19 protein-coding genes are annotated in these 15,637 nt (G+C 46.5%); 3 read left to right on the forward strand and 16 right to left on the reverse strand.

The features are described from left to right. Positions 1–4 precede the first annotated feature (4 nt). The gene (locus MHM94_RS17815) at positions 5–652 is read right to left on the reverse strand and encodes a hypothetical protein (protein WP_235420134.1); all 648 of its coding nucleotides are present in this window, start codon (positions 650–652) and stop codon (positions 5–7) included. A gap of 96 nt (positions 653–748) precedes the next feature. After that, on the reverse strand, positions 749–1,051 hold the full coding sequence (locus tag MHM94_RS17820; RefSeq protein WP_022944303.1) for a hypothetical protein: 303 nt from the start codon (positions 1,049–1,051) through the stop codon (positions 749–751). A 243-nt stretch (positions 1,052–1,294) separates the two neighbouring features. Between MHM94_RS17820 and MHM94_RS17825 the strand changes: the two genes are divergently transcribed. Then, positions 1,295–1,645 carry an RNA-binding S4 domain-containing protein gene (locus MHM94_RS17825; RefSeq protein ID WP_045979796.1) on the forward strand — a complete coding sequence of 117 codons (351 nt, stop codon included), beginning with the start codon at positions 1,295–1,297 and terminating at the stop codon, positions 1,643–1,645. Between the two features lie 142 nt (positions 1,646–1,787). Beyond that, positions 1,788–4,526, forward strand: coding sequence for an aconitate hydratase AcnA (gene acnA, locus MHM94_RS17830; RefSeq protein ID WP_022944305.1), 2,739 nt, complete (start codon positions 1,788–1,790; stop codon positions 4,524–4,526). A gap of 17 nt (positions 4,527–4,543) precedes the next feature. On the opposite strand, the gene MHM94_RS17835 is transcribed toward acnA, so the two are convergent. The 14 genes from MHM94_RS17835 to rpsJ form a co-directional block, all read right to left on the reverse strand. Next, a complete protein-coding gene (locus MHM94_RS17835; protein WP_235420133.1) occupies positions 4,544–5,371 on the reverse strand; it encodes an arylamine N-acetyltransferase in 828 nt (275 codons plus the stop codon). Between the two features lie 69 nt (positions 5,372–5,440). Beyond that, positions 5,441–6,322, reverse strand: coding sequence for a hypothetical protein (locus tag MHM94_RS17840; RefSeq protein ID WP_235420131.1), 882 nt, complete (start codon positions 6,320–6,322; stop codon positions 5,441–5,443). 101 nt (positions 6,323–6,423) lie between these two features. After that, positions 6,424–7,017 carry a hypothetical protein gene (locus tag MHM94_RS17845; RefSeq protein ID WP_235420129.1) on the reverse strand — a complete coding sequence of 198 codons (594 nt, stop codon included), beginning with the start codon at positions 7,015–7,017 and terminating at the stop codon, positions 6,424–6,426. 137 nt (positions 7,018–7,154) lie between these two features. Then, positions 7,155–7,412 (reverse strand): 30S ribosomal protein S17, encoded by a 258-nt coding sequence (gene rpsQ / locus MHM94_RS17850; protein WP_022944309.1) that lies wholly within the window; start codon positions 7,410–7,412, stop codon positions 7,155–7,157. After that, the gene (gene rpmC / locus MHM94_RS17855) at positions 7,412–7,603 is read right to left on the reverse strand and encodes a 50S ribosomal protein L29 (protein ID WP_022944310.1); all 192 of its coding nucleotides are present in this window, start codon (positions 7,601–7,603) and stop codon (positions 7,412–7,414) included. The genes rpsQ and rpmC overlap by 1 nt, the downstream gene beginning before the upstream one ends. Continuing rightward, complete coding sequence (rplP, locus tag MHM94_RS17860; RefSeq protein ID WP_022944311.1) at positions 7,603–8,016, reverse strand: 50S ribosomal protein L16; 414 nt, start codon at positions 8,014–8,016, stop codon at positions 7,603–7,605. Before rplP ends, rpmC begins: the two co-directional genes overlap by 1 nt. A 12-nt stretch (positions 8,017–8,028) precedes the next feature. Next, positions 8,029–8,730 carry a 30S ribosomal protein S3 gene (gene rpsC, locus MHM94_RS17865; protein ID WP_022944312.1) on the reverse strand — a complete coding sequence of 234 codons (702 nt, stop codon included), beginning with the start codon at positions 8,728–8,730 and terminating at the stop codon, positions 8,029–8,031. 12 nt (positions 8,731–8,742) lie between these two features. Further along, on the reverse strand, positions 8,743–9,075 hold the full coding sequence (gene rplV, locus MHM94_RS17870) for a 50S ribosomal protein L22 (protein WP_022944313.1): 333 nt from the start codon (positions 9,073–9,075) through the stop codon (positions 8,743–8,745). Positions 9,076–9,085: 10 nt separating this feature from the next. Next, positions 9,086–9,364 carry a 30S ribosomal protein S19 gene (gene rpsS, locus MHM94_RS17875; protein ID WP_010367084.1) on the reverse strand — a complete coding sequence of 93 codons (279 nt, stop codon included), beginning with the start codon at positions 9,362–9,364 and terminating at the stop codon, positions 9,086–9,088. Between the two features lie 16 nt (positions 9,365–9,380). Then, on the reverse strand, positions 9,381–10,205 hold the full coding sequence (gene rplB / locus MHM94_RS17880) for a 50S ribosomal protein L2 (RefSeq protein ID WP_022944314.1): 825 nt from the start codon (positions 10,203–10,205) through the stop codon (positions 9,381–9,383). Between the two features lie 17 nt (positions 10,206–10,222). Further along, positions 10,223–10,525, reverse strand: coding sequence for a 50S ribosomal protein L23 (gene rplW, locus MHM94_RS17885; protein WP_022944315.1), 303 nt, complete (start codon positions 10,523–10,525; stop codon positions 10,223–10,225). Beyond that, entirely contained in the window at positions 10,522–11,127 is a 606-nt protein-coding gene (gene rplD, locus MHM94_RS17890) for a 50S ribosomal protein L4 (protein WP_022944316.1), read from the reverse strand. The genes rplW and rplD overlap by 4 nt, the downstream gene beginning before the upstream one ends. Positions 11,128–11,144: 17 nt before the next feature. After that, positions 11,145–11,780 (reverse strand): 50S ribosomal protein L3, encoded by a 636-nt coding sequence (rplC, locus tag MHM94_RS17895; RefSeq protein WP_022944317.1) that lies wholly within the window; start codon positions 11,778–11,780, stop codon positions 11,145–11,147. Positions 11,781–11,807: 27 nt separating this feature from the next. Continuing rightward, on the reverse strand, positions 11,808–12,119 hold the full coding sequence (gene rpsJ, locus MHM94_RS17900) for a 30S ribosomal protein S10 (protein WP_010376390.1): 312 nt from the start codon (positions 12,117–12,119) through the stop codon (positions 11,808–11,810). A 633-nt stretch (positions 12,120–12,752) separates the two neighbouring features. Here rpsJ and plsB point away from each other — a divergent pair. Further along, positions 12,753–15,191 (forward strand): glycerol-3-phosphate 1-O-acyltransferase PlsB, encoded by a 2,439-nt coding sequence (gene plsB, locus MHM94_RS17905; RefSeq protein WP_235420127.1) that lies wholly within the window; start codon positions 12,753–12,755, stop codon positions 15,189–15,191. Positions 15,192–15,637 lie beyond the last annotated feature (446 nt).

A 15,637-nucleotide genomic window follows, 5' to 3' on the forward strand; every position in this document is an offset into this window, starting at 1 on the left:
GTCTTTAATTCATATTAATAGCAACAAAGGTGCACTTGAATGCACCTTGTGCGCCTGGCAACGCTTTAAGTACATGCGCCGGGCGCTCACCCCGGTAGGTTATCCGCGTGGTACGCTCATAATGAAGGTGGGTATCAACGCCGCTATCGCTAGTTAACACCACACGGTCACCTTGGCGACGCCAAGTACCAGCGAGAGGTTTTGAGACAAAATCATCAAGCTGCCATCGACCCTCTGGCGTTAGCATTAACGTGCGATAAGGGGTGCAATCCTCGCTCTCCACATATAAAGGCAACCTTTGCTCTTTAGGTAACAATAAATAGACACCGATGTGCCCTTCATAATAAAACTGTTGCTGCTGAGCAAAACGCAGTTCGTCCACCTTGTAATAACCTGCGCTGCGCAGTGCATCCTTTACTAAGCCCAATAACTTGAAGTCAGCAAATGTTGGGCTCATGGTGATGCTTGCCTCATTGAACTCGCTCGGGGCAAGCACTCCTTGAGCAAAGTTAACCTTCAAGTTTTGATCAGCAAAATGCTGTGCTAGCTGCTGCTTTTGCTGCTTATCAAAACTCGGCGCGACTATATGAATGCGAGCACTTTGGCAGCCTGCCAAAACGAAAATACCGATAAATAGTAATAATTCCTTCATTACTCACCAATTGATTACACTTGTAATCAATTAATTTACAGCAATTAAAAAAGCAGCACAAGGTGCTGCTCGTATATAAACTCATTATTGTAGTGGCTAAAGGTTTACTGTGTTTACACCGTGATTCGCCAACCACTTATTGATGCTGTCTTTGTGATAAGTCACTTCTTTGAACAACTTATGGTGGCAATAAGTAAGCTCAGCTTCGCCACTGTGCCCTTGGTACAGAATGCGGTTATGATTGTCATTAAAACGAGATAACAAAGTGAAGAGCAACTCACGTTGTGGCGAATTAGCCTTAATAGCACGTGTTAACGATGTACGGACTTGCTCTGCACTGCAATGGTCTGCAAATTTACTACTTAAAAGCTCTTCGAATACAGCTTGTCTTGCGCCCATTTTCTTAGCTCCATTTGTTAAAGTTGGTGGGCCATTACACCTACCTGAAATATTTGGCTGGCACTTACCAGCAAATACTGCGCCAAAATCTCAAAGCGCTATTTTAATAGGCCTCAATGGCACTTTCATGAAGGTCACAGCAATTAGAGTGGTAAATTTTGCATGAGTTCAGTGCAAATTTTCTCATTGTGGTGCAGCCTATCGGGTATACTGTACGTAATAACGATTCGCTTTGGTTCAACTATGAATGACGACATGATTGAAGTGCAATTAGAGGAAGAGCCTATTGAGCTATGTAAGCTCTTAAAAGTGCTCGACTTAGCTGAAGGTGGTGGCCATGCTAAACTACTTATCGCCGACGGCTACGTAGGTGTTAACGGAGAGGTCTGCACACAAAAGCGCAAGAAAATGCGTGCAGGAGACACCTTATATTTCAATGGCGAGCTATTTGCGCTAAGCGCGGCAGAGAATATGGTGCAACGACAACCTAAGCCCCATCCAGAAGCTAAAACTCACACTCCTGCAAAAAAACAAAAAGCCAAAAAGCCACAACGGGATGAGCGCACCGGACGCAAGCCTATTTCTTTTGGATAACCCTAAGACCCCTTGAAAACATCCTTTTCTACCCCACTTCTAATTTATGACTAAAATTTAGTCATAACCAAGGGCATTATTCATGTTGGATCGCATCTTGCGTTACCCATGAAGGAATAATGGAAAAATAAAAGGGGTCACAATGAACAACAGCTTCAAAACGCTTGAACAGCTTACTGTTAATGCTGAGCAATATCATATCCACTCTCTTCGTCCGCTCGGTAATGCTGCGAAACGTTTACCATTTTCGTTGAAAATTTTACTCGAAAACCTCCTGCGCCATGAAGATGGCGAAAACATTACCAAAGACGACATCCAAGCTCTGCTTGATTGGGACCCTAGTGCCAAGCCAAGTAAAGAAGTCGCGTTCACACCCGCTCGGGTAGTGATGCAAGACTTCACTGGCGTACCGGCTATCGTCGACTTAGCGGCCATGCGCGATGCCATGGAGCAATTAGGCGGCGACCCCAGCAAGATTAACCCGTTATCGCCGGCTGAATTAGTCATTGACCACTCGGTCCAAGTTGATAGCTATGGTAAAGACGGTGCCTTTGACCTGAATGCCAAACTTGAATACGAGCGCAATAAAGAGCGCTATGAATTTTTACGTTGGGGACAAACTGCTTTTGATAACTTGAAAGTTGTGCCACCGGCAACCGGTATTGTTCACCAAGTTAACCTCGAATATTTAGCACGTGTGGTGTTTACCAAAGAGGATAATGGCCAACGCGTAGCATACCCCGATAGCCTCGTGGGCACCGATTCACACACCACCATGATTAATGGCCTAGGTGTATTAGGTTGGGGTGTGGGCGGTATCGAAGCCGAAGCAGCGATGTTAGGCCAGCCAATAAGTCTACTGATCCCACAAGTGATTGGCTTCAAACTCAAAGGCGCTCTACCCGAGGGCACCACCGCTACCGATTTAGTACTCACAGTGACACAGATGCTCAGAGAGAAAGGCGTCGTAGGTAAATTTGTGGAGTTCTACGGTGACGGCCTAGCAGATTTACCGCTCGCTGACCGCGCGACTATCGCTAATATGGCACCAGAGTATGGCGCCACCTGCGGTATCTTCCCGATTGACCAAGAAACACTGGAGTACCTTAAGCTCACAAATCGCAGCGATGAGCAAATCGAACTCATTGAGTCTTACGCCAAACATCAAGGCATGTGGCGAGAGCCAGGCGACGAACCTATGTACACCGACACCTTGGAGCTTGACTTAGGTGATGTTGTACCCAGCTTAGCAGGGCCAAAACGCCCACAAGACCGCATTCCGCTCAATGAAGCGGGTGACACCATCACCAAACACCTGCGCGGCTTTCAAGATGAACGTGCAGAGAAGAAAGCATTGGAAGTTGAAGACGAAGCTCGCATCGTTTCCGAAGGCGGCCAGCCGAAGCAGTCTAAAACTGAACCTGAGGTCACCGGTGTTGCCAAAGTAAACTACAAGGGTGAAGAATTCGAGTTAAACGATGGTGCCTGCGTCATCGCCGCGATCACTAGCTGTACCAATACCTCTAATCCCAGTGTCATTCTTGCTGCGGGCTTGGTAGCGAAAAAAGCCAAAGAGATGGGGCTAAACGTTAAGCCTTGGGTGAAAACGTCTTTAGCGCCTGGCTCTCAGGTGGTCACTGATTACCTGAAAAAAGCTGAATTAATGGACGACTTGGAAGCCCTTGGCTTTAACCTAGTGGGCTACGGGTGTACAACCTGTATCGGTAACTCTGGCCCGCTACCTGATGAGATTCAGGAAGCCGTTTCTCAGCATAAACTCGTGGTAAGCTCGATTCTTTCCGGTAACCGTAATTTCGAGGGTCGCATTCACCAAGATGTGAAGATGAACTTTTTGGCCTCGCCGCCCTTAGTCGTCGCTTATGCTATTGCCGGGCGCACCGATATAGATGTATACAACGAGCCCCTGACGCAAGATAGCAATGGCGAAGATGTCTATCTAAAAGATATTTGGCCATCGGTTAGCGAGGTGGCTGATTTGGTGAAATCGACTGTCACCAAAGAAATGTTTGCTAAGAGCTACGCCGACGTTTACAAAGGCGACGAACGCTGGCGCAATATTAAGGTGCCAGAGGCAAAGCGTTATGAGTGGAGCGACGACTCAACCTATATCCGTAAAGCGCCTTTCTTTGACAACATGAGTAAGGAAGCCCCAGGTATTCCAACGATTGAAGGCGCGCGCTGTCTTGCCAAGTTAGGCGATTCAGTAACGACCGACCATATCTCACCAGCAGGTGCCATCAAAGCCGATGCTCCCGCAGGTCAGTATTTACTTGAAAATGGCGTAGCTAAAGGCGACTTTAACTCCTACGGCTCACGTCGCGGTAACCACGAAGTAATGATGCGTGGCACCTTCGCTAATGTCCGTCTGCGCAATCAGCTTGCCCCCGGCACCGAGGGCGGTATTACTCGCACTCAACCCGAGGATGACATTGCCAGTATTTACGATGCCGCGATGCAGTACCAAGAGCAAGGCACGCCATTGGTCGTGCTTGCTGGCGCGGAGTACGGCACAGGTTCTTCGCGTGACTGGGCTGCAAAGGGCTCTTTATTGCTAGGCATAAAAGCCGTGATTGCAAAAAGTTACGAGCGTATACACCGTTCGAACCTAATCGGCATGGGCGTGCTACCCCTGCAATTTAAAGAAGGCGAAGGGCACGAAGAGCTGGGGCTTACCGGCAAAGAAACCTTCGATATTAATGGCCTATTCGATAAAGCCGATGAACTTGAGATTATAGCCACCGACGAGGATGGCAATAAAACCGAGTTTAAAGCCGATGTAAGAATAGACACGCCCAAAGAGTGGGATTACTACAAGCACGGTGGAATCTTGCAATACGTGCTGCGACAGATGGTTGCTTAAATGTATCAAGCCGCGCATTATGCGCGGCTTTTTATTGCCTCGACTTGATTCACAAAGCGCTGAAAAAGCAGCTGTGAATCTGCCAAGCTAATATTGACCTGCAGTTGATTGCTCAGCAAGCAGTGCAAATGATCAACACTGCGTATAGCCTGCTGGTGTTGTTGCCATTGTCCTTGTTGAAGCTCAAAGTGAGTAAAGCTGTCATTGCGCAACAACCACCGTTGATCAGCGGTAATACGAGACACCACTAGGTTATTGACGAACGCCGCCTTATCATGCCGGTGGCTATAAAAGTGAGCGACTTCACAATCCTGTTCGTAAAATCTCGCCAAAGAAACCTGATATAAGCACACTTGCTCGGGAGCAACCTGCCATACTAAATATTCACCACCTCGCACCTCTACATGATACTGCCGCCCAAAGGCAGACTGTATAGCAGTGTTATCGAGCTCTATTGCTACAGCCGGCGTCAATACGCCAAAGCCGACATCAACTAGAAAGGTTTTTTGCTGCCACCGTAATACGGTTAAGCGATGGGAACGGGGGTTGTCATTGCGACCATTAACCATGACCCTTGCAATCACTGGACGAACGTCATAACCCAAGAGCTGTAGCAATGTGTACATCAGCTTATTGTGCTCGAAGCAGTAGCCTCCTTGGCGCTTGATAACCACTCTTTCGGTTAAATCATCAGGCGCTAAACTCAGCGTTCGACCGAGTAGCGAATTGATACTGCTAAAGGCAAATTGCTGCAAATGAGAGCGGATCAACTGGTTAACTTGCGCGAATGAATTCTCGTAGTTGCGAACACTTAGCGCCTGTAGATATTGGTTCATAGGGGTCATGCTTAAGTTCCTTTACTATCAGTGTGATAGCAAAACTGTAAAACCTGAACCTAGCTTAAGGTCAAGCGCTTAATACACTAATTCAGTTAATTCTTGTGGCGTGAGCCAATATTTCGGATCCAGCGTGGGTGTACTATCGGGAAGGAGCGGATTATCCAAGCGAATAAACTCGCGATCAGAGAAGTTAAGCATACGCAACGCATTAATATGGTGTGGATTATTGAGAATCATAGCTTTTAGCTCGCCGCTTTGCAGCATGGCCACCAGACCATACTCTAAGCGCTGCGCTAATGAGGCATCTTCATGACGCACAAAAAAATAGCTTGCGGCGGGGTAATGAAGCACCCATTTGGAGTCTATAGTCAGCTCATAGGCCGCTAACCCTTCCCCCTCAGCGCCAATTTCAAGGACGCCCCGAGGAAAATAATCAAACTTATCTTCGGCCAGTAATTTATACATACTTTGATGCCAACTTACGCCACGCACTTTAAAACCATTACTACTCATAATTTCCGTATCCGGCCAATCATGGCCTTGCAACGCAAGTAATTGCTGTAGTTGTGCTTTGCTAGTTAATGTGGCAAAGCGATGGCGATCTCGCTGCTTAATAACAAAGACACGATAGCCAATGAGTCCCATAGTAAGTGGTATGCGAATAGGTCGGGCTTCAAGCTCACGGGCACGGGACGTCATCGACCACAATACGTCAATATCGGCACGCGCCAATGCGCGAAATTGCCGTCCCTGCAACATAGGTGTATCTATTGCTTGCGCAGAAATTGCACCAAACTTGGCCTCTGACAAACTAAGTGCACGTTTGAGAACTTGGATATGAAAACTGTTATCACTGGTCGCATCGCCAAAAAAGGGCTCGATATATCGCACCGTCTTGGCGCTGGCGCTGCCACAGAGCAAAAACAGGATTAAGAAAATAGGTACTGCACTTTTCATCTACACGACACAGCTGTGATTGATAAACTCAGTTTAGAAGTACCATGGCATAATGCCAAGTTAAGCGATATCTGAGGCTATGTCGTCTCGACGCTTTGTGTTCAGGTTAACCACTGTAACTTGCCAGTATCGACAAGTTCGGCAACATAACGCTGCTCTAAGTCCCAAGGATGTCGCTTCCAACCCTGAAAACCAAACCCGGTGATAGTAACGCGGTGGCCTTGCTGTAAGAAGTGGTCAATCGCTAAGGTACCAGAGCTCGGACAAACTGGCTTATATTGCGGTTTACCATAAGTATGCAAACGCTTTAGTAACTGCTTGCGAGTCTCTTTGCTAACACGCCAACCAGACTGGCTTGATGCAAATTTAGCCAGCAGTGCCGCACCATGATCATACTTTCCTTGACGACGGATCAGTCGAAATAGTGATTGCACAACAGGCTGTGCAGGCGGGTCAGTGATCACCACATTTTGTAATCGCTCAGGGTCTACAGCGATAGGCTGTTGCAACAGTTTTGCAGCCTGACGTCCGCGTCCAGTTAACCATAAGTCAGTGCACTTGCTACCCAAATTTACGGGCATTCCGGCACAAAAGTTAAAACGTACTACGCGCTCAAAGGCATCGACCTGCGCAGCTAAATTGTCTTTGATTGGCGCATTGCCAAGGATTAATACGTCTTGTATTGAGGTGCTCATTGCGGCCCCTTTTTCGAGCTGGGCTAGAGAAAACTAGGTAAGTGAACCCATTATGACACCAAGGTTTAAGGTCGCCAACAACAAAAAGCCCCAGCATATGCCGGGGCTTTTCAGTCGTCTAATCAAACTTAATAAAGTTAAGCTTTCTTAGGACGCTCAACAACGTCTACCAAAGTCCAAGACTTAGTCTTAGAGATAGGCGCACATTCACGAATAGTAACTGTATCGCCTGTTTGAGCAGTGTTGTTCTCGTCATGCACGTGCAACTTGGTTGTACGCTTCATGAATTTACCGTATACCGGGTGCTTCACGTAACGTGCCACAGCAACAGTGAAAGACTTGTCCATCTTGTCGCTAATTACACGGCCTTGTAGAGTACGGATCTTCTCGCTCATTATGCACCTGCCTTCTGGTTGATAACCGTTTTAACACGCGCGATATCGCGACGTACTTTACGTAGCATATGAGATTGAGCTAGCTGACCAGTGCTTGCTTGCATGCGCAGGTTGAACTGCTCACGAAGAAGCTCGATAAGTTCAGCGTTAAGCTCTTCTACGCTTTTGTCTTTAAGTTCGCTAGCTTTCATTACATCACCGTCCGAGTTACAAAAGTGGTTTTGAAAGGTAATTTACGAGCAGCTAGGTTAAATGCTTCGCGAGCAAGCTCTTCTGAAACACCTTCCATCTCGTAAAGTACTTTACCAGGCTGAATTTCAGCAACCCAGTATTCAACAGAACCTTTACCTTTACCCATACGAACTTCAAGCGGCTTTTCAGTGATTGGCTTGTCTGGGAATACACGAATCCAGATTTTACCTTGACGCTTGATGTGACGTGTCATAGCTCGACGAGCTGCTTCGATTTGACGTGCAGTCATACGACCACGGCCAGTGGCTTTAAGACCGAAAGTACCGAAGCTTACTTTGTTACCGTTTTGTGCAAGACCACGGTTGCGGCCTTTGTGCACCTTACGGAATTTTGTACGTTTTGGCTGTAACATTACTCGCTACTCCTACTTAGCACTTTTCTTGGCTTTCTTCGGTCCGCGTTTAGCAGGCTTCTCTTGCTCAGCGTTTAGTGGAAGACCACCAATTACTTCGCCTTTGAAGATCCATACTTTAACACCGATGATGCCGTAAGTGGTTGAAGCTTCAGAAGTTGCGTAATCGATATCAGCACGTAGAGTGTGTAGAGGTACACGACCTTCACGGTACCACTCAGCACGTGCGATTTCTGCGCCGCCTAGACGACCGCTTACTTCAACTTTGATACCTTTTGCACCTAAGCGCATTGCATTTTGTACCGAACGCTTCATTGCGCGACGGAACATAACACGACGCTCTAGCTGTGAGGCAATGCCGTCAGCAACTAGTTGTGCATCAAGTTCTGGTTTACGTACTTCCGCAATATTGATTTGCGCAGGTACACCAGCGATTTTAGTTACAGCTTGACGTAGCTTTTCAACGTCTTCGCCTTTTTTACCGATAACAACACCAGGACGAGCTGTGTGAATTGTTACACGGATTGATTTAGCTGGACGCTCGATAACGATTTTAGCCACAGAAGCGTTCTTAAGTTCCTTAGTAAGGAAAGAACGTACTTTGTGATCGCCAAAAAGCTGTTCAGAGAAATCTTTTGTATTCGCGTACCAGGTAGAAACCCAAGGTTTAGAGATACCTAGGCGAATACCAGTAGGATGAACTTTTTGTCCCATTACTTATATCTCCTAGCTATCCGAAACCACAACAGTGATGTGGCTTGTACGCTTAAGGATGCGGTCTGCGCGTCCTTTAGCACGAGGCATAATGCGTTTCATTGTAGGACCTTCGTCTACAAATACTTTCGCTACTACAAGCTCATCAATGTCAGCACCTTCGTTGTGCTCCGCGTTCGCGATAGCAGACTCAAGTACTTTTTTAACTAACACAGCCGCTTTTTTAGGGCTGTACGCCAGGATTTCTAGCGCGCGATCGACCGGTAGTCCACGGATCTGATCAGCAACTAGACGTGCTTTTTGCGCCGAACCAGAGGCGAATTTGTGTTTAGCTAATGCTTCCATCTTCAACCCCTTAACGTTTCTTCGCTTTCTTATCAGCAGCATGGCCGCGATAAGTACGTGTAGGTGCAAACTCACCTAGTTTGTGACCGATCATTTCGTCTGTGACAAACACAGGAACGTGCTGACGACCATTATGGACAGCGATGGTCAATCCGATCATGTTAGGTATGATCATTGAACGACGGCTCCAAGTTTTAATTGGCTTCTTGTCACCGCTTTCCAACGCTTTCTCTACCTTCTTCAGCAAGTGCAGGTCAATAAAAGGACCTTTCTTGAGAGAACGTGGCATGGCTATTCCTCAACTATTATTTAGTACGACGACGTACGATGAACTTATCAGTACGCTTGTTCTTACGGGTCTTGTAACCTTTAGTAGGCGTGCCCCATGGAGATACAGGGTGACGACCACCAGAAGTACGACCTTCACCACCACCATGTGGGTGATCTACCGGGTTCATGGCAACACCACGAACGGTCGGACGAACACCGCGCCAGCGGTTAGCACCAGCTTTACCTAGTGAACGTAGCATGTGCTCAGCATTACCTACTTCACCTAGTGTGGCGCGACAGTCTGACTCAACTTTACGAACTTCGCCTGAACGAAGACGTAGAGTCACGTATTGACCTTCACGTGCTAGGATTTGTACGTATGCACCTGCTGAACGTGCCATCTGGGCACCTTTACCAGGCTTAAGCTCTACGTTGTGTACAGTCGAACCAACCGGCATATTGCGCATAGGCAATGTATTACCAACCTTGATTGGTGCATCTACACCAGATTGGATTGAATCACCGGCCTTAAGACCTTTTGGAGCGATGATGTAACGACGCTCACCGTCTGCATAACAAACCAACGCGATGTTCGCGCTACGGTTTGGATCATACTCTAGACGCTCTACTTTAGCTGGGATGCCATCTTTAGTGCGTTTAAAGTCAATTACACGATAGTGATGCTTGTGACCACCACCGATATGACGAACCGTGATACGACCTTTGTTGTTACGACCACCAGATTTAGAGTTTTTCTCTAGAAGCGGAGCGTATGGCTTACCCTTATGTAGATCAGGGTTTACCACTTTAACGACGTGACGACGACCCGCAGAAGTTGGTTTACACTTTTGAAGTGCCATAATTCTAACTCCCCTTATTACTCGGCGCCGCCGACAAAGTCTAGCTCGCTACCTTCTTTAAGAGTAACGTAGGCTTTCTTCCAGTCGCTGCGGCGGCCGAAACGCATACCAGTACGCTTTGATTTACCCTTAACATTCAGTGTGCGAACACCAGTTACTTCTACTTCGAAAAGCTTCTCTACAGCTGCTTTAACTTCAGCTTTAGTTGCATCTTTTGCTACTTTGAAAACAATGGTGTTGTTTTCTTCAGCAGATACAGTGCTCTTCTCAGAGATGTGTGGAGCAAGGATTACTTTTAAAAGACGTTCTTCACGGATCATGCTAGCGCCTCCTCAAGTTGCTTAACAGCACCCTTAGTAATAAGAACCTTATCGAATGCGATTAGGCTTACAGGGTCAATGCCAGCTACATCACGGACGTCAACCTTATAAAGGTTACGTGCAGCAAGGAATAGATTTTCTTCTACTTCCTCAGTCACGATAAGCACGTCTTTAAGCTCAAGCTCTTTAAGCTTAGCTACAAGCTCTTTTGTCTTAGGAGCTTCAACAGCGAAGTTCTCAACGACAACTAAACGCTCTTGACGAACAAGCTCAGACAAGATGCTCTTAATCGCACCGCGATACATCTTACGGTTAACTTTTTGGCTGTGATCTTGCGGCTTAGCTGCAAAAGTCACACCACCGCTGCGCCAGATTGGGCTGCGGATTGTACCAGCACGAGCACGGCCAGTACCTTTTTGACGCCATGGCTTCTTACCGCCACCGCTTACTTCAGAACGTGTCTTCTGAGCTTTAGTACCTTGACGAGCACCTGCTGCATAAGCAACAACTACTTGGTGTACTAAGGCTTCGTTAAACTCACGTCCAAAAGTAGCTTCGGAAACTTCAAGAGCGCCTGACGCGTCTTTAATTGCTAATTCCATCACTAAATCTCCAGGACTTATGCTTTAACAGCAGGTTTAACGATAACGTCACCGCCGATAGCGCCAGGTACTGCACCTTTAACTAGAAGCAGATTACGCTCAGCGTCAACACGTACTAGCTCAAGGTTCTGAGTTGTGGATTGCACATTACCCATTTGACCAGCCATTTTCTTACCTTTAAACACCTTACCAGGTGATTGGTTTTGACCGATTGAACCAGGAGCACGGTGAGAAATTGAGTTACCGTGAGTCGCGTCTTGCATGGAGAAGTTCCAGCGCTTAACACCACCTTGGAAACCTTTACCTTTTGAAGTACCAGTAACGTCTACTTTTTTCACTTCGTTGAATACATCAACAGTGATTTCGCTACCTACTTCAAAGTCGCCTTCACCGCCATTAAGACGGAATTCCCACAGACCGCGACCCGCTTCAACACCAGCTTTAGCGAAGTGACCCGCTGCTGGTTTGTTTACACGGCTAGCTTTTTTCTCGCCTGCGGTTACTTGAAGCGCGTTATAACCGTCTGTTTCGTCAGATTTAATCTGCGTAACACGGTTAGGAGTCGCTTCGATAACTGTCACAGGGATAGATACGCCATCTTCAGTGAAGATGCGAGTCATACCCACTTTACGACCGACTAGACCTAATGCCATTTTCCTAAAACCTCTCTAATCTTCCGATTAACCCAGGCTGATTTGAACATCAACACCAGCAGCAAGGTCTAGGCGCATAAGTGCGTCTACAGTCTTGTCAGTTGGCTCTACGATGTCGATCAGACGTTTGTGGGTGCGGATCTCGTACTGATCACGCGCGTCTTTGTTAACGTGCGGAGAGATCAATACAGTGAAACGTTCTTTGCGTGTAGGAAGTGGGATTGGACCACGTACCTGAGCACCTGTGCGTTTCGCAGTTTCCACAATTTCCGCCGTTGATTGGTCAATCAAACGGTGGTCAAAAGCTTTTAGGCGAATGCGAATGCGTTGATTTGACATTCTAAAACCTCAATTAAAAGAGCATTTAAAAAGAGCATAAAAAAACCGCCGAAGCATCCCTAATATTTTAAGGAGTCGGTTGTTCTCTTATATCTACGTTGAGTTCCAAATCGGAACTCCTGTTTATTGCTTGAAATCCAAGCCTATATTTAACTTCCTTCTACCTAGGCGAGCCTACGGCAAAGGAAGTCTGCGTATTATAGAGAGATTGGTGATAAATGCAACAACTATTTGCATAATAAAAGAAGTACGTTAGACAAGAAGAAGTACGCCTACAGAGCAAGGGTGCTGCTGCTATGCAAACGCCCTCTTCATGTCCTTCGTAACGAGGTAATCAGTCCCAGGGATACGACTTATTACCTAGCCTGATGCTTGATGTAAGCGCCATTGTTCGTATTATCCGTTTTGGGAACTGACAACAAGCTTAAAGCCAGGTTATTTTATAACCAACGTATTAGTAACCCCTTATTAGAAAAGCTAACGTGAAGATTTCTAATATGAATAGCCTTCAGCTTCTTGCCCAAAAATGGTCAGTCCAGTGATAACTTGGTATCCTATCGCACTATTTTGTGTTTTCTTATCCATTGCCAATGGTGGCAAAGTGATAAAGTGCTTTAGTGAGTGACCCATTCCATGAAAGTGTTAAGCCGTGGTATAGATTTCTTAGCGCGCATCCTCAACGCCTTGAGCGTGAACTCCAAGGTGCTCCCCAAGGAGCCTGTGACAGAGTACGAGCTTGATGTGAACGTACCGACCTTTTATATTGGTCGACTCAATTCGCGCACCGATATCGCCGCCTTAGCCAAGGTATGTCGACGCCTAAACCTCCCGGATCCAACCAAAGAACAATTGTTGGCTTCAAAGTCGTTACCACGCTTTATTGGTATCCAAAACCCGCCGCCATTGTTCGGCTCAACGAGTAAACCCAGTGACGCCACCGAACAAGGCAAGCGTATTTTCGCCGCGTTAGAGCAAGCTCCAGAGCAGAAAATCCAAATAATACCGGTGACCATTTTATGGGGTCGTAATCCAGGAAAAGAAAAGCCTGGTTTAGGAACGTTAATTTCTCACTCGCTCACACCGAGCTGGTTTCGCAAAATATTTGTAGTGCTTTTTTCCGGGCGCGACAACTTTATTCGCTTTAGCCAACCGCTGGATTTAACCCAACTAGTGCATGAAAAAGGGGATAAAGACGAGCTACCTCACAAACTTATTCGCGTCGCTCGAGTGCACTTTCGCCGTCAAAAGTTAGCCGCCACCGGGCCTAAACTCCCCTCGAGAGAACAGCTTTTTAACTCACTGTTGGCCTCACCGACGATCAAAAAGGCCATTGCTGATGAAGCCAAAGCGAAAGGCTTAAGTCATGAAGAAGCACGGCAAAACGCCTTACGTTTACTCGATGAAGTCGCTGCCAATTATTCTGACGCCATGGTTCGTGTTGCCGATAGAATCTTAACTTGGCTTTGGAACAAGCTGTATAACGGTATTGATGTACGTTACGCCGAACAAGTGCGTGAGCTCACCGACAAAGGCCACGAAGTCATTTATGTCCCCTGTCATCGCAGCCATATGGATTATCTACTGCTCACATATGTAATTTATCATCAAGGCTTAGTACCGCCGCATATTGCCGCCGGCATTAATCTGGATTTTTTCCCTGCAGGGCCGATATTCCGTCGCAGTGGTGCGTTCTTTATTCGTCGCTCGTTTAGCGGTAATAAACTCTACTCAGCGGTATTCAAAGAGTACCTCAGTCAACTCTTTATTAAAGGCTACTCGGTGAAGTTTTATACCGAGGGTGGACGCAGCCGTACTGGCCGTTTACTTCCCCCAAAAACCGGAATGCTGGCAATGACATTGCAAGCGATGCTAAGGGGGATTGACCGCCCAATTTCTATTGTACCGGTGTACATTGGTTACGAGCACGTCATGGAAATTAACACCTACCTAAAAGAATTGGCGGGTAATAATAAAAAGAACGAATCGGTCTTTGGGGTGTTTAAAGCCATCAAGAACCTGAAGAACTATGGCCGTGGCAATGTGAATTTTGGCGCCCCCATTAACGTTAATCAATTCCTTAATGAGCAACAGCCTGATTGGCGCGACGCCATTCACCCTACCGATGTACAAAAACCAGCATGGCTAGGCTCTCAGGTAAGCAAGCTAGCCGATGAAATTATGGTCAATATTAATAGTGCTGCCGCCATCAACTCGGTCAACCTATTAGCTACCATTTTACTGACTAACGACCAGTTTGCGCTCAGTAAAGTGCAGCTAATTGAGCAAATGGACTTTTATCTGCGCATGCTCAGCGATGCGCCATTAAGCGAACAAATAACCTTACCCGAACAAAACGCCGAGCAATTACTGGAACATGCACTGACACTCAACAAGTTTGATGTGCTTAAAGACCAATTCGGCGACATCATTGCCATAACCGAAAAAGAGCGCACCTTATTTAATTACTACCGTAACAATGTGCTGCACTTATTTGCTGTGCCTAGCGTTATTGCACAACAACTGTTTAACAACCATCGAATTACCCGCAGTGAATGCAAAGCTCAGGTTAAACGTCTATACCCGCTGTTTGCCAAAGAATGGTTCTTACTGGAGCTAAAAGATGAGTATATCGACAATATTCTTAGTAGCTTTGTTGACCAAGGGCTGATCCGCGAACAGGGCGACCAGCTTGAAGTACTTAAAGACGGCGATAACCCAGCAACGCTTGAAATGCTGGGTAAAGTGGTACACCACACCTTGATGCGCTACGCCTTAGTCATTGGCTTACTCAGTGAAGATAAAAGCTTAAGTCCAGCAGAATTGGAAAAAGAAAGCACCGCCGTGGCGCAGCGTTTGGGCACTTTGCATGGCATTAAGAGCCCCGAGTTCTTTGACAAAAAAGTGCTTTCCAGCTTTATTGCCAACCTAAGCGAGCAACAATTAATCAGCAAACAAGATGACAATAAACTAATACACAGTGATGCCCTGCTTATTCTCAATGAGGATTTACATCAGCTGTTACCCGCACGGATTTGGCAATCGATTAGTGATACGGTGGCAGCAACACGCTAACGAAGAGTCAGGTGCAAGCCTGACCGACAGCCTCGCTTGAATTAGTTATCTGTGGGTCAGGTTTTAACCTGACAACTCAGTGAAATAGTTTAGATACTGTTGGCGACCTGACAATCTCGAGATTAACTTACACAGTTATCAGGCTAAAGCCTGACCTACAACTAATCACACCCTATGTGGACGTGCCCTGCCCTATAAAGAATAACTGCAATCATAGACATCGCAGTATCAAAAGGTGCCAGCGTAGTGCTACACCTACAATAATCTAAATCGCCACTTAGACAAATAACGCCCTAAAGCTGCTGATTGTACATATAGCACTTAATCCGCCGGGAAATAGCCCTGCTACCAACGCAAATAGATATAAAAGATAGCTCTAGGTTTAATATTTCTTAGGGTATAGTACTGACATACCCACCTACTTATATATGAAAGGACTTCGCCAC

The sequence above is a fragment of the Pseudoalteromonas sp. CNAT2-18.1 genome, from assembly GCF_022347865.1.
GTDB lineage: Bacteria > Pseudomonadota > Gammaproteobacteria > Enterobacterales > Alteromonadaceae > Pseudoalteromonas > Pseudoalteromonas ruthenica.

Coding starts and splice junctions, on each gene's coding strand:
- acnA (WP_022944305.1), top strand. CDS start 1,788: ATGAACAACAGCTTCAAAACGCTTGAACAGCTTACTGTTAATGCTGAG.
- rpsS (WP_010367084.1), bottom strand. CDS start 9,364: ATGCCACGTTCTCTCAAGAAAGGTCCTTTTATTGACCTGCACTTGCTG.
- rplC (WP_022944317.1), bottom strand. CDS start 11,780: ATGGCATTAGGTCTAGTCGGTCGTAAAGTGGGTATGACTCGCATCTTC.
- rpsC (WP_022944312.1), bottom strand. CDS start 8,730: ATGGGACAAAAAGTTCATCCTACTGGTATTCGCCTAGGTATCTCTAAA.
- MHM94_RS17840 (WP_235420131.1), bottom strand. CDS start 6,322: ATGAAAAGTGCAGTACCTATTTTCTTAATCCTGTTTTTGCTCTGTGGC.
- rpsQ (WP_022944309.1), bottom strand. CDS start 7,412: ATGAGCGAGAAGATCCGTACTCTACAAGGCCGTGTAATTAGCGACAAG.
- MHM94_RS17820 (WP_022944303.1), bottom strand. CDS start 1,051: ATGGGCGCAAGACAAGCTGTATTCGAAGAGCTTTTAAGTAGTAAATTT.
- rplV (WP_022944313.1), bottom strand. CDS start 9,075: ATGGAAGCATTAGCTAAACACAAATTCGCCTCTGGTTCGGCGCAAAAA.
- rpmC (WP_022944310.1), bottom strand. CDS start 7,603: ATGAAAGCTAGCGAACTTAAAGACAAAAGCGTAGAAGAGCTTAACGCT.
- MHM94_RS17815 (WP_235420134.1), bottom strand. CDS start 652: ATGAAGGAATTATTACTATTTATCGGTATTTTCGTTTTGGCAGGCTGC.
- rplB (WP_022944314.1), bottom strand. CDS start 10,205: ATGGCACTTCAAAAGTGTAAACCAACTTCTGCGGGTCGTCGTCACGTC.
- rpsJ (WP_010376390.1), bottom strand. CDS start 12,119: ATGTCAAATCAACGCATTCGCATTCGCCTAAAAGCTTTTGACCACCGT.
- rplD (WP_022944316.1), bottom strand. CDS start 11,127: ATGGAATTAGCAATTAAAGACGCGTCAGGCGCTCTTGAAGTTTCCGAA.
- rplW (WP_022944315.1), bottom strand. CDS start 10,525: ATGATCCGTGAAGAACGTCTTTTAAAAGTAATCCTTGCTCCACACATC.
- MHM94_RS17835 (WP_235420133.1), bottom strand. CDS start 5,371: ATGACCCCTATGAACCAATATCTACAGGCGCTAAGTGTTCGCAACTAC.
- MHM94_RS17845 (WP_235420129.1), bottom strand. CDS start 7,017: ATGAGCACCTCAATACAAGACGTATTAATCCTTGGCAATGCGCCAATC.
- rplP (WP_022944311.1), bottom strand. CDS start 8,016: ATGTTACAGCCAAAACGTACAAAATTCCGTAAGGTGCACAAAGGCCGC.
- MHM94_RS17825 (WP_045979796.1), top strand. CDS start 1,295: ATGAATGACGACATGATTGAAGTGCAATTAGAGGAAGAGCCTATTGAG.
- plsB (WP_235420127.1), top strand. CDS start 12,753: ATGAAAGTGTTAAGCCGTGGTATAGATTTCTTAGCGCGCATCCTCAAC.